Below are 17,008 nucleotides of genomic sequence, written 5' to 3' on the forward strand. Positions count from 1 at the left end.
ACTATATGGGCGCGATGTATGCCTTCGATATCGACACCGCCGACAAGACCGAGCTCTATCGCGACCTCGCCGCCGCGCTCGACGCGCTCACCGCCGACGAGCCCGACGCGATCGCCAACATGGCGAACGTCGCGGCGCTGATCTGGCAGTATCTGCCCGATCTCAACTGGGCGGGCTTCTATCGCAATGTGCGTGACGAGCTGGTGCTCGGTCCGTTCCAGGGCAAGGCCGCCTGCATCCGCATTCCCTTCGGCAAGGGGGTGTGCGGTGCCGCCGCCGCGACGCGCGAGACGCAGCTGGTCGAAGACGTGCACGCCTTTCCCGGCCATATCGCCTGCGACGCGGCCAGCCGGTCCGAGCTGGTCGTGCCGATCGTCGTCCAGGGCGCGCTGATCGGGGTGCTCGACCTCGACAGCCCCAATCCTGCGCGCTTCGACGCCGGCGACGCTGCCGGCTGCGAGGCGCTGATGCGCATCCTGGGTCCCCGTCTGGTCGGCTGACCCGGATCGGGACTCCGTTAAGCATAGGCAAAAGTGGCGCCCCGCAGATACGGGGTTTAATCCTTTGGAAACCATGGGGGCAGTGCGCGCTCCGGCATGGGACGAAGGAGTATCGATATGCGTCACCTGTTGAAGCCGGCCCTGATGGCCTCGGCGCTGCTGGCCGCAATGCCTGCGGCTGCGCAGGTGGCGCCCGGCCCAGCCTGGGGCGGCAGCGGTGGTCCGATCCCGGCCCCCGGGGGTGTCTATGGCGGGCGCAGCGTGCCGATGCCGCCGCCGCCGCGCGTTCCCGGGCCGCCGCCCGTCGTCCAGAATGGCCCGGGCGTGCCGACCGCCGGCGCGCGCGTCTGGCAGAATGGCCGCTGGATGGCGCTGCCGCCGCGCGGCCATGGCCAGGCCGTCCAGCGGAACGGCAATCGCTGGGGCGGCATGATCGGCGGTCGCTGGTATGCCGGCGCGCAGGCGCCCGGTGGCTGGAACGGCTATCGCCGGCTCGGTCGGGGCCAGCATCTGCCCAGCTATTGGATGGGCGGCGGCTTCCGCATTCCCGACTATCTGAGCTGGGGGCTCGCCGCGCCGCCTGCCGGCTATTTCTGGGTCCGCTATTATGACGATGCCGTGCTCGCCGACGATCGCGGCGACGTGTGGGATTCGGTGAGCGGCATCGGCTGGGCCGATGCGGATGCCTGGGCCGATTCGAGCGGCGGCTATTCGAGCGCCTATCGCTATTCCGGCACGGGCGCGGGCTATCGCGAGCCCATCCAGCCGATCGATCCCAATGATTATTATGACGGATATCCCGGGGACTATGCGCCGCCGGCCCCGCCGCCGGGTGTGCAGGTCCAGGGCTATTATGGTTCCGGCGGCGCCTATTATGGTGCGGGCGGCTACCAGTCCGGCGCCTATTATTACGGCGCGCCCATGGGCTCGACCGTGATCGTCACCATGCCCGCCGTGACCACGACCACTGTCGTGACCGAGGAAGTGACGACCAGCTATGTCCGCGCGGCGTCGCGCCGAGTAGTGCGCAAGGCGCCGGTGCGGCGGTACAAGCCCCGGGTGCAGTGCTGCGTCTGCGGCTGCCGCTGATCGTCGGCGGCGCCGGCGCGAATTCGAACCGCGGAAGCCTGGCGAGTTTGCACTGGCGCGCGTGCCCCCGGTGACGGGCTCCTGAGGGGTCAGCCTCCGCGCCGGCCGAAGGTGACCAGGCTCTCCGCGCCGTCCGCGCCGATCGCGGACACGCCGACGAAATTGTCGTCGACGATCACGCCCTTCAGGCTCGCTTCGGTGGCGGTGACGTCGAGATGGTCGGTCCAGTCGCGCGCATCGGCGCGGCGCCAGTGGACGCGATACTTCACCGCGCCGGGGACTGCGGCCCATTTCACCGAGGTATCGGAGGCGAGCGCGCCGCCGATCGTCACCTTGTCCGGTGCTGCCGGTGCCGCGGCCAGGCGGCGGATCGTGGCGATGTTGAGCGCGGTCACCCGCGCCAGATAGGGGAAATCCATCCGGTCGACCGTGTCGCCCTTGCCGGGGACGAGATCCTGATGCTGTGCATCGTAATTCTCGATCCCCACCGAGAAGCGTATCGCCGGATAGCCGAGCTTGAGGAACGGCGTGTGATCGCCGCCGCGGCCGAATCGATCGGGCCGGCGGACAAGGAAGGCCTGGAGCCCGCCGGGAAGGGTGCCCGCCACCTGGCCGATCGCCTTGGCGAGCGCGCGCGAGGGGCCGTCATCCTCGCCGCCATCGGCGCGGAGCCCCTTGAGCGCCCGGGGCTCGTCATTCTCGCCAAAGCTTTCGGAGAAGACGCGCACCCGGTCCGCGACCTTGTGCCCGTCGGTGCCGATGGTGTTGCCGACAATGTCGTTGTTGAGCACCGCGGTGACCGTCCAGCCGCGCTCCTTCGCGGTCTCGGCGAGCAGCTGGCCGCCGAACAGGCCCTGCTCTTCGCCGGAGAGCGCGGCGTAGACGATCGTCGCCCGGAATTTCTGCTTCGACAGGAGCCGCGCCGCCTCGAGCACCAGGGCGACGCCGGAGGCATCGTCATTGGCGCCGGGGGCGTCGGCGGTGGCATTCATCACGTCGCTGACGCGGCTGTCGATATGGCCCATCACGATGACGACGCGCTTGGGATCGGTGCCGGCCTGGAAGCCGAGCACGTCGACGATCTGCACCCCGTTCGGCGCGCGCTCGCCGGTGAAGCCGCGGGCGATGTTGGCGACTTCGATGCAGCTGCACTGGTCGCCGATCTTCGAGAGTTCTGCCGCGAACCAGCGCCGGGCGGCACCGATGCCGCGGGTGGGATTGTCCGGGTCCGAGAGCGTGTGGCGGGTGCCGAAGCCCACCAGCCTCTCGACGCTCGCCTTGAGCCGGGCGGGGTCGGGATTTTCCTGGGCCTGGGCGGGAAGCGCGAGGAGGGCGAGCGGAGCTAGGGCGAGGATGCGCATGGAAGCGGAAGGTGGCGGCGGAACGAGGGCGGGTCAATCACTCTCCCTACCCCTCAAGGGGAGAAGGAGATTCGCTCAGCTCAGCCGGTCGATCGCGTCCATGTCGAGCGCGCCGGGGATGATCATGAGCGGCACCGGCAGCTTGCCCGCATCCGACCCGGAGAAATGCGTCACCAGCGGGCCCGGCGGACCGCTGGCCGCCGCGCCGAGCACCAGCGCGGCGATGTCGCGATTGGCGGCGATCATCTCATGGACGATCTTCGGCCCATCGCCCTCGCGCACCGTGATCGACGGCTGCAGCCCCGATTCGGCGAACAGGGTGCCGGCCGCGCGCGCGACCAGCGCTTCGGCGCGTTCGCGTGCTTCCTCCTCGATCGTCGCCATCACGCCGCCCCATTGGACGAAATCGGGCTTGGGTATCAGGGCCAGGATTTCGACGCTGCCACCGGTCTTCACGGCGCGCCGCGCGGCGAAGCGCAACGCAATCTCCGCCTCCGGGCTCTCGTCGATCACCACCAGATAGGTGCGCATGGATTGATCCTTTCGCTCATGCGTTACGTGCCCCGTAGCGTCATTTCCTGCAAGCGCGTCTCTTGACCCGGGGCGGGGGCGGCGCAAAGAGGGCCCGAACCTGTTCAGGGCTCCAACAACGGGAACCTTCATGTCGATCGAAATCAAGATGCCGGCGCTTTCTCCCACCATGGAAGAGGGGACCCTCGCCAAGTGGCTCGTGAAGGAGGGCGACACGGTGAAGTCCGGCGACCTCATGGCCGAAATCGAGACCGACAAGGCCACGATGGAGTTCGAAGCGGTGGACGAAGGCGTGATCGCCAAGATCCTCGTTCCCGAAGGCACCGACAATGTGAAGGTCGGCACCGTGATCGCGGTGCTGGCGGGCGAGGGCGAGGATGTCTCCTCGGCTGCTGCGTCGCCGGCTCCGACTCCGGCGCCCGCTCCCGCGGTTGCCGCCGCACCGGCCGCTGCGCCTGCGCCGACTCCGACTCCGGCGCCCGCCCCGGCCCAGCCGGCCACCGCCTCGGGCGACCGGGTCAAGGCGAGCCCGCTCGCCAAGCGCCTCGCCGCCGAGAAGGGCGTCGACCTGGCCGGGGTGACCGGATCGGGCCCGAACGGCCGCATCGTCAAGGCGGACATCGACGGCGCCAGGCCGGGCGCCGTCCCGGCCGCCGCCGCTCCGGGCGCTGCCGCTCCGGCGGCGGCCGCTCCGGCCGAGCACAAGCCGGTCTGGTGGGACGAATCGATCCCGCACGAGGCCGAGAAGCTCTCGAACATCCGCAAGACGATCGCGCGCCGCCTGACCGAGTCGAAGCAGACCGTCCCGCACATCTATCTCACGCTCGACATCCGGCTCGACGCGCTGCTCAAGCTGCGCGGCGACCTGAACAAGGCGCTCGAGGCGCGCGGCGTGAAGCTCTCGGTCAACGACCTGCTGATCAAGGCGCTCGGCGTGGCGCTGGCCCAGGCGCCGAAGTGCAACGTCACCTACACCGGCGACCAGCTGATCAAGTACAGCCGGTCGGACGTGTCGGTAGCGGTCTCGACTCCGACCGGGCTGATCACCCCGATCATCCGCGACGCGGCGAACAAGGCGGTTTCGGCGATCTCGACCGAGATGAAGGACCTCGCCGCCCGCGCCCGCGACGGCAAGCTGAAGCCCGAGGAATATCAGGGCGGCACCGCGTCGCTCTCGAACATGGGCATGTTCGGCATCAAGCAGTTCGAGGCGGTGATCAATCCGCCCCAGGGCATGATCATGGCGATCGGCGCGGGCGAGAAGCGCCCGTACATCGTCGATGACGCGCTGGGCGTGGCGACGGTGATGTCGGCGACCGGCAGCTTCGATCACCGCGCGATCGATGGGGCCGACGGCGCCGAGATGATGAAGATCTTCAAGGAGCTGGTCGAGAATCCCTTCGGGATGATCGCCTGAACCGGAGGGCTGCGCCGATGCGCGTGCTGATCGAAGTGGTGCATATCGCGATCGGGCTGATCGCCGCGACGTTGATCTCCGCGGCGGCCGCCTGGTCCTATCCGCGCGCGACCGACGATATCTGGCTGGTCGGCTATGCCTGCATGATCGCGGTGATCGCGATGGGCGTGGGGCCGGTGCGCAAGGCGTTCGCCGAGGACAGGGCCAGGCTCGCCGGCGGCACGGAGCCGCGCGCCGATGGTTGAAGGATCGCCGACGCCGCCGGATCAGCAGCCGGCGATCCGCGTCAGCACCATGCCGGCCGACGCCAATGCCTATGGCGACATCTTCGGCGGCTGGCTGATGGGCCAGATGGACCTTGCCGCGGGCCTGGTCGCGGCGCGCCATTCGCGCGGGCGGGCAGTCACCGTCGCGGTGGAGGGCATGAAGTTCCACGCGCCGGTATCGGTGGGCGACGAAGTCTCGGTATTCGCCGACATCGTCAAGGTAGGGCGCACCTCGATGACGATCGACGTCCAGTCCTGGCGCCGCGCCCGGCATTCGGAAGAGAGCTGCCTGGTCACCCAGGCCCAGTTCGTCTTCGTCGCGGTGGACGAGCACAAGCGGCCGCGTCCGGTGGAAGCGCCGCCGGCCGATACTATCTGACATAGAACCAATAAGCGGAAGGACTTCCCCCTTGGCTGACACTTATGACGTGATCGTGCTCGGTTCGGGCCCCGGCGGCTATGTGGCGGCGATCCGCGCCGCGCAGCTGGGCCTCAAGACGGCGATCGTCGAGCGCGAGCTGCTGGGCGGCATCTGCCTCAACTGGGGCTGCATTCCCACCAAGGCGCTGCTCCGGTCGTCCGAAATCTTTCACTATATGCAGCACGCCAAGGATTACGGGCTGGTCGCCGAGAAGATCAGCGCCGACCTGGGGGCAGTGGTGAAGCGCTCGCGCGGCGTCGCCAAGCAGCTCAACCAGGGCGTCACGCACCTGATGAAGAAGAACAAGATCGCGGTGCATTTCGGCACCGGGGTGCTGACCGCGCCGGGCAAGCTGACCGTGACGGCCGAGGACGGCAAGAAGACCGATATCGAGGCGAAGAACATCATCGTCGCCACCGGCGCCCGTGCCCGCGACCTGCCTTTCGCCAAGGCCGACGGCAAGCGCATCTGGACCTATCGCACGGCGATGACGCCGCCGGAAATGCCGAAGAAGCTCCTCGTCATCGGCTCGGGCGCGATCGGCGTCGAGTTCGCCAGCTTCTACAACGACATGGGCGCAGAGGTGACGATCGTCGAGATGCTCGACCGGATCGTGCCGGTGGAGGACAAGGACGTCTCCACGCACCTGGAGAAGCAGTTCAAGAAGCAGGGGATGAACATCCGCACCTCGACCGGCGTCGACAAGATCGAAGCCACCGGTTCGGGCGTGAAGGCTTCGATCAAGGACAAGGACGGCAAGACGACCGTCGAGGAGTTCAGCCACGTCATCGTCGCGATCGGCATCGTGCCGAATACCGAGAATATCGGGCTGGAGACGCTGGGCGTGAAGACCGAGCGCGGCCACATCGTCACCGACGCTTCGTGCCGGACCAACGTGCCCGGCCTCTATGCGATCGGCGACGTCACCGCGCCGCCGTTCCTCGCGCACAAGGCGAGCCACGAGGGCGTGATCGCCGCCGAGGCGATCGCCGGCAAGCATCCGCACGCGATGGACGTGCGCAACATCCCGGGCTGCACCTATTGCCACCCGCAGATTGCGTCGGTCGGCCTCACCGAGGCCAAGGCCAAGGAAGCCGGTTATGAAGTGAAGGTCGGCAACTTCCCCTTCATCGGCAACGGCAAGGCCATTGCTCTCGGGGAAGCCGAGGGCTTCGTGAAGACCGTGTTCGACGCCAAGACCGGCGAGCTGCTCGGCGCCCATATGATCGGCGCGGAAGTGACCGAGATGATCCAAGGCTACACGATCGGCAAGACGCTGGAGACCACCGAGGCCGAGCTGATGGAGACGGTGTTCCCGCATCCGACGATCAGCGAGACGATGCACGAGGCCGTGCTCGGCGCCTATGGCCGCGCGCTCCATATCTAGGCGGTATTCACGCTTTGTTTGAGATCTTCCGCCATGTTCGCCCGAACTGGTGGGAGATTCGGCGTGCGCATGTTCAAGCTGATCGTGTCTATGCTGCCCCTCGTCTTCATCGGGGGGCTGCTCTTCTATTTCACCGGCTTCGAGGGCTGGAACGGCGGGGACTTCACGCAGGGGCTGGGGCCGACGGTGCTCGGATTGGGCGCAGTCGGGCTGCTCTTCTGCGTCCCGCTCGCCTTCCGGCTGTTCAAGCTGGTCATCACTCCGCGCGGTCCCGCGGCGGCGAAGAAGGGCGATGCGGAGGAGGAGGCGTCGAGCTTCGACGCCGATGCCGCGCTCGGCCGCTATCTGGCGCGCAAGGCCGCCGCCGGAGAAGCGATGCCCGAAGCGCCCGCAGCCTTCCCCCGGGGCGACGCTCCGGTGCGCCCGGTGTTCGGCCGCAAGATCGGCTAGGAGCCTCGCGTTGAAGCGCGTGTCGCCCGCAGCTCGGGCGGCGCTCGCGGCGTTGCTGCTCTGCCTCGCCATGCTCGCGCTGTTCTGGCCGGGCGTGGCGATGTTCGACAGTCTCAACCAATATGCCCAGCTGCGCTCGGGCAGCTATGACGACTGGCATCCGCCGGCGATGGCGCGGTTCTGGGCACTGTTCCATGGCGCGGGCTGGCACGGCCAGGCGCCGATGTTCCTGTTCCAGATGCTTTTGTACTGGACCGGCCTGGGCCTGTTCGCGGCGGTGCTGGCCCGGCAGGGTTCGCGGGCCGCGGCCGCCGCCGTGCTGCTGCTCGGCATCTGGCCGCCCATCATCGGCTGGCAGGTGGCGGTGCTGAAGGACGCGCAGATGGCGGGGGCGCTGCTTGCCGCCACCGGCCTTGCCGCCTGGAGGCGATTGCGGGACCGGCCGCTGCCGCGCCGGGCGGCGCTGCTCGTCGGCCTGTTGCTGCTCTATGCGACGCTTGTCCGCATCAATGCGGTGTTCGCCACCGTGCCGCTCGCTTTCGGGCTGCTCGGGCAGGGGGAGTGGCGGCGGCAGCCGGTGCGGCGCGGGGCGATGATGCTGGCGGCGATGGTCGCAGTGCTTGCGGCGCTGCCGCTGGTCAATCACGGCCTGCTTCGCGCCGGGGCCAGCGATGTCGGGCGAGCGCTGCCGACCTACGACCTGGCGGGCATCGCGCATCACGCCGGCCCCGAGGCGGTGCCGGTGCTGCCGGCAGAGGTGTGGCGCGCGGCGGAGGCGGAGCGGTGCATCCGGCCGATCCTCTGGGATCCGCTCGGCGATCGCTGCGACTTCGTCGCGGACGGGCTCGCGGTCACTGCGCCGGGCCGCAAGCTCACAGAGGTCTGGCTGGTGACGATCGCACGCCACCCGATGGCCTATGCCGCGCATCGGCTGGCGCATTGGAATGCGACGATGCGTTGGTTGGTCCCCTGGCGCTATCCACTGGCTGAGCCGCAATCGGATTCTGAACCCAATATGCTCGGGCTCGGCTCGCCGTCGCCGCGGATCGCGCCGCTCCAGAAGCTCGCGGGGATGCTTGCCGAGAGTCCGCTCGGTGCGCCAATATTGTGGCTGTCCGCGGCGCTGGCGGTGCTGGCGCTCGGCTGGCGGCGCGACGACGGGCGGAGCCGGCTCGCCGTCACGCTCGCGCTGTCGGCGGTGCTGACCGAACTCGCCTTTCTCGTGATCAGCGTGGCCGCCGACTATCGCTACCACCTCTGGGCGATGCTCGCGACCGGCCTCGCCGTCGTGCTGATGGCGGGTGCGCCACTGCCGCGACGCGGCATGCGAATCGCGCTCGGCGCCTTGCTGCTGGTGGGCGCGACGAGCGTGGTGGCACGGATCGCGCTGCCACCTGTCGGTGAAACTTACACCGATGCGGCTGGATAAAATCATTCGCTACGGGAAACCCCTGATAGGGGAAGCCGTTACGCATGGGTAACATGACGTTAACGGAGAAACGGGTGGCCCAACGCGACGACCATGAAGTGATCTGGCGCAAGTTCCATGAAGTGGTGAACATGACGCCGGGGGAAATCGAGGACTGGCTGGAGACGGCGGAGAGTCGCAAGGTTGGCCTCAAGCGCGACGGCGGGGAGAGCGTGGGCCATGCCTCGGGCCGCCGCATCGTCGGCATCCTGCGGACCGGGAAGGAAGATCTGGACGGCGGTGACTATGCGCACATGCGCAAGGTGGTCGGCTTCGTTGCCCGTCACCGGGCGCAGGGGCCGCACGAGGAGTATCGCATCCCCACCTCGCGCTGGCGCTATTCGCTGATGAACTGGGGGCATGATCCGCTGAAGGTGTGAGGTTCCCGACCATTCCCTTCCGGGCCGTCAGGCCCGGGCGGCATATTCCTTTGTCAGCGTCTCCCAGTCGTTCCAGTCCGGATCTCCCGGATAGCGCTTCGCTGCGCCCGTCTCGACCCAGGGGAGCTTCTCGCTCGTCCAGGTCTCGAGAAAGGGCCGGGCATCGTCGGGCGCGTCGAGCATCGTCGTGCGGACATTGACGAACCAGTCGATGCCCTCGGCCCGAGTGAAGACCCAGCTCTTGCAGTGGTCGCAGTGATAATGATGGGCGACCGGCCCGTGCAGCCCGCCGATCACCGGCTCGCCCTGGAGTAGCTCGAAGGCCGCTGCGGGCACGGTCAGCGTCAGCGAAAAGGCGCTGCCGCTCATCTTCTGGCAGCCGGTGCAGTGGCAGGCGCTGGTCAGCATCGGCGCGCCGGTCAGGCGGAAACGCAGTTCGCCGCAGCGGCAGCCGCCTTCGTGCGCCTGGGCCCAGTCGGTCATTCGATATCTCCCTTGTCGGTTCGCCGCATCCTCCCACGGTAGCCGGAACGGCGCCTGCATGCTCGCGTTCCTTCTTCTGAAACAGGAGGAATGCCTGGATGAACAGATACTTCTTCGCGCTCGGGCTCGGCCCGGCCTTCGCGCTGGGCGCTTGTGGCGGCAGCGAACCGGTCACCACGGTCGACAATATCGTCGCCAATGCCGCGACCGGTACCGATGGCGGGGCATCGATCGGCGCAGCAGTGGCGACCGGCCAGGCCTTTGCCGACGCCGCCGGGGCGAGCGACGCCTATGAAATCGAAGCCGGCAAGCTCGCCCGGCAAAGGGCGACGGTACAGGCGCTCAGGGATTTCGGCGGGATGATGGTGGCCGGCCACACCGAATCGACCGCCAGGCTCAAGGCGGCGGGTGCCAGGGCGGTGCCGGCGATCACGCCGGATCCCAGGCTCAGCGCCGAGCAGGAAGCGAACCTTGCGACGCTGCGCCAGGCGACGGGATCGGATTTCGACGATGCCTACAAGGCGCAGCAGGTCGTCGCGCACGAAGCGGCGCTGGCGGCGGTGAAGGACTATGCCGCGCACGGCACCGTGCCCGAGCTCAGGGCCTTTGCAGCGGAGGTCGCACCGGTGGTGCAGCAGCATCTGGACAAGATCCGGGGGCTCTGAGCCTCCTGGCTTCCATTCTCCCGGCGAAGGGCGAAAGGGCGCGCATAAGCAAAGGGCGCGCTCCCCAGGGGGAACGCGCCCTGTTTCCCCAAAGCGGGAAGCCTATTCGTTGGCGGCCGCCGCGAAGGGCGAAGGCGCCGCCTCGACCGGGCGCGGGCCCGCCGGGGCCGCGGGGGCCACCGCCGAAACGGCGCTCATGTGCTTCAGGCGACCGTCGATATGGCCGCCATTCTCGATGGTGATGTTCTCATATTCGACATCGCCGGTGATCTTGGCCGAGCGCTCGATGGTAAGCAGGCGGACGCGTACCGTGCCTTCGATCGCGCCGGCGAGGCGCGCGGTCTCGGCGGTGACGTTGCCGAAGACCTGGCTGTCGGCGCCTTGCGCGAGGCTGCCGCAATTGACGTCGCCTTCGATGCGGCCGTCGATATGGAGATCGGCGCTGGCCGAGACATTGCCGGTGACGGTCACGTCCGGACCGATCACCGAGAACATGCCACGCTTGGCGCCGCCACCGGACTGTTGCGGCGGGGCCGGCGGCATTGCCGGACGTTCGTCACGATCGCGACCACGATTATTGCCGTTGAACATTCACGCTACTCCCCAAATTCGGAACCCGAATCCCTGGCGATTTCCCTAGCATAATGGAGAGACGCAGGCATCGGCCAAAAGCGCCGCATCCGTTCCAGAGAGGGATTGTCGTTCGCGGCCGGGCAGCGGGCGCGGCAAAGCCATGCGGCGGCGAGCATCGCGCCGCCGGCGGCCGCTGCCGCGACCGGGCCGGTGCCGAGCGCGGCGAGCGCGCCCGCGAGCGCCAGCATCGCAGCGAATCGCTCGGTCGGCGGCAGGGCGAAGGCGAGGGCGGCGGGCACGAGCAGGGCGGGCGCGCCGATGTGCGGAAAGACGATCAGCGGCGCGAGCGCGGCAGGCAGCGCGGCCCGGGTGACCGGGGCGGGGGGCAGGGCGGTCAGCTGCGCGAGGTGCCAGGCGAGGAAACCGGCGCCGCCCGCGATCGCGAGCCCGAACAATTCCCAGGAGAGCAGGCCCGCGGGGCCGGCGAGCGCCGGGCCGAAGCCGCCCAGCAACAGAGTCGCGGCGAGCGCCGCCAGCGCGGCGACAAGCGGCCTGGATTGGGGAGCGTGACGAACCATGCCGCTCGCTCTAGCCCGGCGGAGGTTGACGCTCTCTTATCTCCCGGGCGACTCAGTTGACCCGCTCGCCACCCATCGCTATAGGCGCCCCCGTTCCGCACGGGGCCGGTCTGCCGGCGTCAATCCCGCGTGGGGCAAGAGCTGAACGTTGCTGGAGACGCAATGGCCCGGGGGGTCAAGGACACCCGGGGCCTTTTCGTATTTCTCGTACCAGGGTTCCAGCAAAGTAACCGCCGGCCATGCCGGTAACATAAGGTGAAGGGCTTCATGCCGACGATCAACCAGCTGGTCCGCAAGGGCCGCGAACTGCAGAAGACCAAGTCGAAGGTCCCTGCGATGGAGCAGAACCCGCAGAAGCGCGGCGTCTGCACCCGCGTCTACACGACGACTCCGAAGAAGCCGAACTCGGCGCTCCGCAAGGTTGCCAAGGTCCGCCTGACCAACCAGCGCGAAGTCATCTCGTACATCCCGGGCGAAGGCCACAACCTGCAGGAGCACTCGGTGGTGCTGATCCGCGGCGGCCGTGTGCGCGACCTTCCGGGCGTGCGCTATCACGTCCTGCGCGGCGTGCTCGATACCCAGGGTGTCAAGGACCGTCGCCAGTCGCGTTCGAAGTACGGCGCCAAGCGTCCGAAGTAATCACAGCCATAGTAAGCCCCGGACGGGTTCCGGATCGGCTGAAGTTTGTAAAGGAAGTTTCAGATGGCTCGTCGTCGTCGCCCCGAAAAGCGGGAAATCCTGCCCGACCCCAAGTTCGGTGACATCGTTCTTTCGAAGTTCATGAACTCGGTGATGCTGGACGGCAAGAAGTCCGTCGCCGAGGGCATCGTCTATTCGGCCCTGGAGACCGTCGAGACTCGCGCCAAGCGCGATCCGATCGGCGTGTTCCATGACGCGCTGAACAACATCAAGCCGGGCATCGAGGTCCGCAGCCGCCGCGTCGGCGGTGCGACCTATCAGGTGCCGGTGGAAGTGCGTCCGGAGCGTGCCCAGGCGCTCGCGATCCGCTGGCTGATCTCGTCGGCCCGCAACCGCAGCGAAAACACCATGTCGGCTCGCCTCTCGGGCGAACTGCTCGACGCTTCGAACAACCGCGGCAACGCAGTGAAGAAGCGTGAAGACACCCATCGTATGGCCGAAGCGAACCGCGCTTTCAGCCACTACCGCTGGTAAGACTCGCGGCGCCGGCCACGAGGCTGGCGCCCGACAATTTCGTTCCTACATATCGGGGAGCCCGGATCGTCCGGCTCCCCACATCCTTAAGGAAACCAGGTCATGGCCCGCAGCCATCCGCTCGAGCGTTACCGCAATATCGGCATCATGGCGCACATCGACGCCGGCAAGACGACGACGACCGAGCGCATCCTCTACTACACCGGCAAGTCCTACAAGATCGGCGAAGTGCACGAAGGCACCGCGACGATGGACTGGATGGAGCAGGAGCAGGAGCGCGGCATCACCATCACGTCGGCCGCAACGACGTGTAAGTGGCGCGCGGAAGAGGGCAAGGGTGAAGAGCACCTGATCAACATCATCGACACCCCGGGCCACGTCGACTTCACCATCGAAGTCGAGCGTTCGCTGCGCGTGCTCGACGGCGCGGTCGCGTGCTTCGACGGCGTTGCCGGCGTGGAGCCGCAGTCGGAGACCGTGTGGCGCCAGGCGGAGAAGTACAAGGTTCCGCGCATGTGCTTCGTCAACAAGCTCGACCGCACCGGCGCGAGCTTCGAGCGCTGCGTCGACATGATCAAGGATCGCCTGGGCGCCCGTCCGGCCGTCCTGTATCTTCCGATCGGCATCGAGGGCGGCTTCAAGGGCCTGGTCGACCTGGTCGAGAACCGCGCGATCATCTGGCTCGAAGAGTCGCTGGGCGCGAAGTTCGAATATCAGGACATCCCGGCCGACCTGGCCGACGCCGCCGCGACTGCCCGTGCCGAGCTGATCGAAATGGCCGTCGAGCAGGACGACGATCTGATGGAAGCGTATCTCGAGGGCAACGAGCCGTCGGTCGCCGACCTGAAGAAGCTGATCCGCAAGGGCACGCTCAACTTCTCGTTCGTTCCGATCGTCTGCGGTTCGGCGTTCAAGAACAAGGGCGTGCAGCCCCTGCTCGACGCCGTGGTCGACTATCTGCCCAGCCCGCTGGACATCCCCGACGTGCAGGGCGTGAAGCTCGATGGCGAGACCCCGGATTCGCGTCCGGCCTCGGACACCGCGCCGCTCTCGCTGCTGGCCTTCAAGATCATGAACGATCCGTTCGTCGGCTCGCTCACCTTCGCCCGCATCTATTCGGGCACTCTCACCAAGGGTCAGTATCTGAACTCGGTGAAGGACAAGAAGGAGAAGATCGGCCGTATGCTCCTGATGCACGCGAACTCGCGTGAGGACATCGAAGAGGCGCGCGCGGGCGACATCGTCGCGATCGCGGGCCTCAAGGAGACCACGACCGGTGATACGCTGTGCGACACGGCGCACCCGATCATCCTGGAGCGCATGGAGTTCCCGGAGCCGGTGATCGAGCTGTCGGTGGAGCCGAAGACCAAGGCCGACCAGGAGAAGATGGGCCTCGCCCTGAACCGCCTGGCCGCCGAGGATCCCTCGTTCCGCGTTTCGACCGATCACGAATCGGGCCAGACCATCATCAAGGGCATGGGCGAGCTCCATCTCGAGATCCTGGTCGATCGCATGAAGCGCGAGTTCAAGGTCGAGGCGAATGTCGGCGCGCCGCAGGTGGCGTATCGCGAATATCTCGCGAAGCCGGTGGACATCGACTACACGCACAAGAAGCAGTCGGGCGGCACCGGCCAGTTCGGTCGCGTCAAGGTCAAGCTCACGCCGGGCGAGCGCGGTTCGGGCTTCGTCTTCAAGGACGAAGTGAAGGGCGGCAACGTTCCGAAGGAATATATCCCGGCGATCGAGAAGGGCTTCCGCGAGACCGCAATGACGGGTTCGCTGGTCGGCTTCCCGATCATCGACTTCGAAGTGCTGCTGTATGACGGTGCGTATCACGACGTCGACTCGTCGGCGCTCGCGTTCGAAATCACCGCTCGTGCGGCGATGCGCGAAGCGGCGCAGAAGGCCGGCATCAAGCTGCTCGAGCCGATCATGAAGGTCGAGGTGGTGACTCCCGAGGATTATCTCGGCGACGTCATCGGCGACATCAACAGCCGCCGTGGCCAGATCCAGGGCACCGACAGCCGCGGCAACGCGCAGACGGTCGAGGCGATGGTGCCGCTGGCCAACATGTTCGGCTATGTGAACCAGCTCCGCTCGTTCACTCAGGGCCGCGCGCAGTACAGCATGCAGTTCAGCCATTACGACGAAGTGCCGCCGAACGTGGCCGACGAAGTGAAGGCGAAGCTGGCCTAACGCACTTCGTGCTTGGGCTGGCGTAACCCGTAATCAGCCGCTATGGGGCTCGCCTTCCGGCGAGTCCCTTGAGCGACGCGGAATTTGACTCAGAAGGTAGGAAAACAATGGCGAAGGCAAAGTTTGAGCGGAACAAGCCGCACCTCAACATCGGCACCATCGGCCACGTCGACCATGGCAAGACGTCGCTGACCGCCGCGATCACCAAGGTTCTGGCCGAAACGTCGGGCGGCGTCGCCGTCGATTTCGCCAACATCGACAAGGCTCCGGAAGAGCGCGAGCGCGGCATCACCATCTCGACGGCGCACGTCGAGTACGAGACCGCCAACCGCCACTATGCGCACGTCGACTGCCCGGGCCACGCCGACTATGTGAAGAACATGATCACCGGCGCGGCGCAGATGGACGGCGCGATCCTCGTGGTCGCCGCCACCGACGGCCCGATGCCGCAGACCAAGGAGCACATCCTGCTCGCCCGTCAGGTCGGCGTGCCGACGATGGTCGTGTTCCTCAACAAGGTCGACCTGGTCGACGACGAGGAAATCCTCGAGCTCGTCGAGATGGAAATCCGCGAAGAGCTCTCGAAGCGTGACTTCGACGGCGACAACATTCCGATCATCCGTGGCTCGGCGACTGCCGCGCTCTCGGGTTCGGACCAGAAGCTCGGTCAGGACGCGATCCTGGCGCTGATGGCCGCTGTCGACGAGTCGATCCCGCAGCCGGAGCGTCCGCTGGACAAGCCGTTCATGATGCCGATCGAAGACGTGTTCTCGATCTCGGGCCGCGGCACCGTGGTGACCGGTCGCGTCGAGACCGGCATCGTCAAGGTCGGCGAGGAAGTCGAGATCGTCGGCATCCAGGAGAACGTCCGCAAGACCACCGTCACCGGCGTCGAAATGTTCCGCAAGCTGCTCGACCAGGGCGAGGCCGGCGACAACATCGGCGCGCTGATCCGCGGCGTGGGCCGTGACGAAGTCGAGCGTGGTCAGGTTCTGGCCAAGCCGGGCTCGATCAAGCCGCACACCGACTTCCAGTCGGAAGTGTACGTGCTGTCGAAGGACGAGGGTGGCCGTCACACGCCGTTCTTCGCCAACTATCGTCCGCAGTTCTACTTCCGTACCACGGACGTGACCGGCACGATCGAGCTGCCGGAAGGCACCGAGATGGTGATGCCGGGCGACAACGTCGCGCTGGGCATCAAGCTGATCGCGCCGATCGCCATGGACGTCGGCCAGCGCTTCACGATCCGCGAAGGCGGCCGCACCGTCGGCGCCGGCGTGGTGGCCGAGATCCAGAAGTAATTCTGGGAAGCTAAGGGCAGCCGCCCGGCACTCCAAAAAAGGGGTGCCGGGCGGTTGCTTTTTTATGAGGGCGGCGGTAATGGCGCGCCTTCGGTTTTTGGGTACAGCATAGAAGTCCGGCAACGGGCTCCGCTCTTTCGCATTGGTAGGGACATGGAAACGCAGAATATCCGTATTCGCCTGAAGGCGTTCGATCATCGAGTGCTCGACCAGGCGACCGGCGACATCGCCGACACTGCGCGCCGCACCGGCGCTCTCATCCGTGGCCCGATCCCGCTTCCGACGAAGATCGAGAAGTTCACGGTCAACCGTGGTCCCCACATCGACAAGAAGTCGCGCGAGCAGTTCGAAGTGCGCACGTACAAGCGCATGCTCGACATCGTGCAGCCGACTCCGCAGACGGTCGACGCGCTGATGAAGCTCGACCTCGCCGCCGGCGTCGACGTCGAGATCAAGCTGGCCTGAGCCAGTTGAAGCCCCTGCGAAAGCGGGGGCTTTCTCCTTCCGGCGCATTCCCGCACGGGATTGCAGGTGAGGGGGTGGACAGGGAAGCGCTGCTGACGTAAAGGCGCGCCTCCACACGAGATTCGCGATTCCCTTTTGAGGGATTCGCCGGTTCCTCCACAGGATCGATCCCGATCCGAAGCAAGGAACCCGGAGGGCGCCAAGCGCGCACTCACATCGCGATAGGGATACCGCCGGCCTCTTCGGAGAACCGGGTCTGCGTCCCCCGTCGCCTCTTCCTTCGGGGAGAGGTTCAGCCCGGACG

The 17,008-nt window shown here is 67.0% G+C and carries 20 protein-coding genes; 15 read left to right on the forward strand and 5 right to left on the reverse strand.

Translation table 11 applies throughout. The features are described 5' to 3' along the window. Positions 1-14: 14 nt before the first annotated feature. The gene (msrC, locus tag FFS08_RS07610; protein ID WP_137861579.1) at positions 15-500 is read left to right on the forward strand and encodes a free L-methionine (R)-S-oxide reductase MsrC; all 486 of its coding nucleotides are present in this window, start codon (positions 15-17) and stop codon (positions 498-500) included. Between the two features lie 117 nt (positions 501-617). Further along, the gene (locus FFS08_RS07615; RefSeq protein WP_171012518.1) at positions 618-1,589 is read left to right on the forward strand and encodes an RcnB family protein; all 972 of its coding nucleotides are present in this window, start codon (positions 618-620) and stop codon (positions 1,587-1,589) included. A gap of 89 nt (positions 1,590-1,678) precedes the next feature. Here FFS08_RS07615 and FFS08_RS07620 read toward each other — a convergent pair whose 3' ends face one another. Next, positions 1,679-2,950, reverse strand: a complete 1,272-nt coding sequence (locus tag FFS08_RS07620; RefSeq protein WP_137861442.1) for a M20/M25/M40 family metallo-hydrolase — start codon at positions 2,948-2,950, stop codon at positions 1,679-1,681. A 75-nt stretch (positions 2,951-3,025) separates the two neighbouring features. Beyond that, complete coding sequence (locus FFS08_RS07625) at positions 3,026-3,481, reverse strand: universal stress protein (RefSeq protein WP_137861443.1); 456 nt, start codon at positions 3,479-3,481, stop codon at positions 3,026-3,028. 130 nt (positions 3,482-3,611) lie between these two features. Here FFS08_RS07625 and FFS08_RS07630 point away from each other — a divergent pair, with 130 nt between their 5' ends. The 7 genes from FFS08_RS07630 to FFS08_RS07660 all read left to right on the forward strand — a co-directional run bounded on the left by FFS08_RS07630 (position 3,612) and on the right by FFS08_RS07660 (position 9,270). Then, complete coding sequence (locus FFS08_RS07630) at positions 3,612-4,898, forward strand: pyruvate dehydrogenase complex dihydrolipoamide acetyltransferase (RefSeq protein WP_137861444.1); 1,287 nt, start codon at positions 3,612-3,614, stop codon at positions 4,896-4,898. Positions 4,899-4,915: 17 nt separating this feature from the next. Then, positions 4,916-5,143 (forward strand): hypothetical protein, encoded by a 228-nt coding sequence (locus FFS08_RS07635; RefSeq protein ID WP_044121621.1) that lies wholly within the window; start codon positions 4,916-4,918, stop codon positions 5,141-5,143. Next, on the forward strand, positions 5,136-5,543 hold the full coding sequence (locus tag FFS08_RS07640; RefSeq protein WP_137861445.1) for an acyl-CoA thioesterase: 408 nt from the start codon (positions 5,136-5,138) through the stop codon (positions 5,541-5,543). Before FFS08_RS07635 ends, FFS08_RS07640 begins: the two co-directional genes overlap by 8 nt. Before the next feature lie 31 nt (positions 5,544-5,574). Continuing rightward, the gene (gene lpdA / locus FFS08_RS07645; RefSeq protein WP_137861446.1) at positions 5,575-6,972 is read left to right on the forward strand and encodes a dihydrolipoyl dehydrogenase; all 1,398 of its coding nucleotides are present in this window, start codon (positions 5,575-5,577) and stop codon (positions 6,970-6,972) included. A 63-nt stretch (positions 6,973-7,035) separates the two neighbouring features. Next, a complete protein-coding gene (locus tag FFS08_RS07650; RefSeq protein WP_137861447.1) occupies positions 7,036-7,422 on the forward strand; it encodes a hypothetical protein in 387 nt (128 codons plus the stop codon). A 19-nt stretch (positions 7,423-7,441) separates the two neighbouring features. Next, a complete protein-coding gene (locus FFS08_RS07655) occupies positions 7,442-8,851 on the forward strand; it encodes a hypothetical protein (protein ID WP_249340986.1) in 1,410 nt (469 codons plus the stop codon). Between the two features lie 74 nt (positions 8,852-8,925). After that, positions 8,926-9,270, forward strand: a complete 345-nt coding sequence (locus FFS08_RS07660) for a DUF3140 domain-containing protein (RefSeq protein WP_137861449.1) — start codon at positions 8,926-8,928, stop codon at positions 9,268-9,270. Positions 9,271-9,297: 27 nt separating this feature from the next. Here the strand turns inward: FFS08_RS07660 and FFS08_RS07665 are convergent, their stop codons facing one another. Continuing rightward, entirely contained in the window at positions 9,298-9,753 is a 456-nt protein-coding gene (locus tag FFS08_RS07665) for a GFA family protein (RefSeq protein WP_137861450.1), read from the reverse strand. A gap of 98 nt (positions 9,754-9,851) precedes the next feature. Between FFS08_RS07665 and FFS08_RS07670 the strand changes: the two genes are divergently transcribed. Further along, positions 9,852-10,418 (forward strand): DUF4142 domain-containing protein, encoded by a 567-nt coding sequence (locus tag FFS08_RS07670; protein ID WP_137861451.1) that lies wholly within the window; start codon positions 9,852-9,854, stop codon positions 10,416-10,418. Positions 10,419-10,520: 102 nt separating this feature from the next. Here the strand turns inward: FFS08_RS07670 and FFS08_RS07675 are convergent, their stop codons facing one another. Beyond that, positions 10,521-11,009, reverse strand: coding sequence for a bactofilin family protein (locus tag FFS08_RS07675; RefSeq protein ID WP_137861452.1), 489 nt, complete (start codon positions 11,007-11,009; stop codon positions 10,521-10,523). A gap of 5 nt (positions 11,010-11,014) precedes the next feature. Next, the gene (locus tag FFS08_RS07680) at positions 11,015-11,569 is read right to left on the reverse strand and encodes a hypothetical protein (protein ID WP_137861453.1); all 555 of its coding nucleotides are present in this window, start codon (positions 11,567-11,569) and stop codon (positions 11,015-11,017) included. A gap of 267 nt (positions 11,570-11,836) precedes the next feature. On the opposite strand from FFS08_RS07680, the gene rpsL reads away from it, so the two are divergent. The 5 genes from rpsL to rpsJ all read left to right on the forward strand — a co-directional run bounded on the left by rpsL (position 11,837) and on the right by rpsJ (position 16,704). Continuing rightward, a complete protein-coding gene (gene rpsL, locus FFS08_RS07685; RefSeq protein WP_086129340.1) occupies positions 11,837-12,208 on the forward strand; it encodes a 30S ribosomal protein S12 in 372 nt (123 codons plus the stop codon). Between the two features lie 63 nt (positions 12,209-12,271). Then, entirely contained in the window at positions 12,272-12,742 is a 471-nt protein-coding gene (gene rpsG, locus FFS08_RS07690; RefSeq protein ID WP_086128636.1) for a 30S ribosomal protein S7, read from the forward strand. Positions 12,743-12,844: 102 nt separating this feature from the next. After that, positions 12,845-14,938, forward strand: a complete 2,094-nt coding sequence (gene fusA, locus FFS08_RS07695) for an elongation factor G (RefSeq protein ID WP_137861454.1) — start codon at positions 12,845-12,847, stop codon at positions 14,936-14,938. A gap of 107 nt (positions 14,939-15,045) precedes the next feature. Next, positions 15,046-16,239 carry an elongation factor Tu gene (tuf, locus tag FFS08_RS07700; RefSeq protein ID WP_137861455.1) on the forward strand — a complete coding sequence of 398 codons (1,194 nt, stop codon included), beginning with the start codon at positions 15,046-15,048 and terminating at the stop codon, positions 16,237-16,239. Positions 16,240-16,392: 153 nt separating this feature from the next. After that, complete coding sequence (rpsJ, locus tag FFS08_RS07705; RefSeq protein WP_029936463.1) at positions 16,393-16,704, forward strand: 30S ribosomal protein S10; 312 nt, start codon at positions 16,393-16,395, stop codon at positions 16,702-16,704. Positions 16,705-17,008: the final 304 nt, after the last annotated feature.

The sequence above is a fragment of the Sphingomonas sp. 1F27F7B genome, from assembly GCF_005503355.1.
In the GTDB taxonomy this organism is placed as follows: Bacteria; Pseudomonadota; Alphaproteobacteria; order Sphingomonadales; family Sphingomonadaceae; genus Sphingomonas.

Coding starts and splice junctions, on each gene's coding strand:
- FFS08_RS07635 (WP_044121621.1), top strand. CDS start 4,916: ATGCGCGTGCTGATCGAAGTGGTGCATATCGCGATCGGGCTGATCGCC.
- msrC (WP_137861579.1), top strand. CDS start 15: ATGTATGCCTTCGATATCGACACCGCCGACAAGACCGAGCTCTATCGC.
- rpsL (WP_086129340.1), top strand. CDS start 11,837: ATGCCGACGATCAACCAGCTGGTCCGCAAGGGCCGCGAACTGCAGAAG.
- FFS08_RS07665 (WP_137861450.1), bottom strand. CDS start 9,753: ATGACCGACTGGGCCCAGGCGCACGAAGGCGGCTGCCGCTGCGGCGAA.
- FFS08_RS07630 (WP_137861444.1), top strand. CDS start 3,612: ATGTCGATCGAAATCAAGATGCCGGCGCTTTCTCCCACCATGGAAGAG.
- FFS08_RS07675 (WP_137861452.1), bottom strand. CDS start 11,009: ATGTTCAACGGCAATAATCGTGGTCGCGATCGTGACGAACGTCCGGCA.
- FFS08_RS07620 (WP_137861442.1), bottom strand. CDS start 2,950: ATGCGCATCCTCGCCCTAGCTCCGCTCGCCCTCCTCGCGCTTCCCGCC.
- rpsJ (WP_029936463.1), top strand. CDS start 16,393: ATGGAAACGCAGAATATCCGTATTCGCCTGAAGGCGTTCGATCATCGA.
- FFS08_RS07640 (WP_137861445.1), top strand. CDS start 5,136: ATGGTTGAAGGATCGCCGACGCCGCCGGATCAGCAGCCGGCGATCCGC.
- FFS08_RS07670 (WP_137861451.1), top strand. CDS start 9,852: ATGAACAGATACTTCTTCGCGCTCGGGCTCGGCCCGGCCTTCGCGCTG.
- FFS08_RS07615 (WP_171012518.1), top strand. CDS start 618: ATGCGTCACCTGTTGAAGCCGGCCCTGATGGCCTCGGCGCTGCTGGCC.
- FFS08_RS07680 (WP_137861453.1), bottom strand. CDS start 11,569: ATGGTTCGTCACGCTCCCCAATCCAGGCCGCTTGTCGCCGCGCTGGCG.
- tuf (WP_137861455.1), top strand. CDS start 15,046: ATGGCGAAGGCAAAGTTTGAGCGGAACAAGCCGCACCTCAACATCGGC.
- fusA (WP_137861454.1), top strand. CDS start 12,845: ATGGCCCGCAGCCATCCGCTCGAGCGTTACCGCAATATCGGCATCATG.
- rpsG (WP_086128636.1), top strand. CDS start 12,272: ATGGCTCGTCGTCGTCGCCCCGAAAAGCGGGAAATCCTGCCCGACCCC.
- FFS08_RS07625 (WP_137861443.1), bottom strand. CDS start 3,481: ATGCGCACCTATCTGGTGGTGATCGACGAGAGCCCGGAGGCGGAGATT.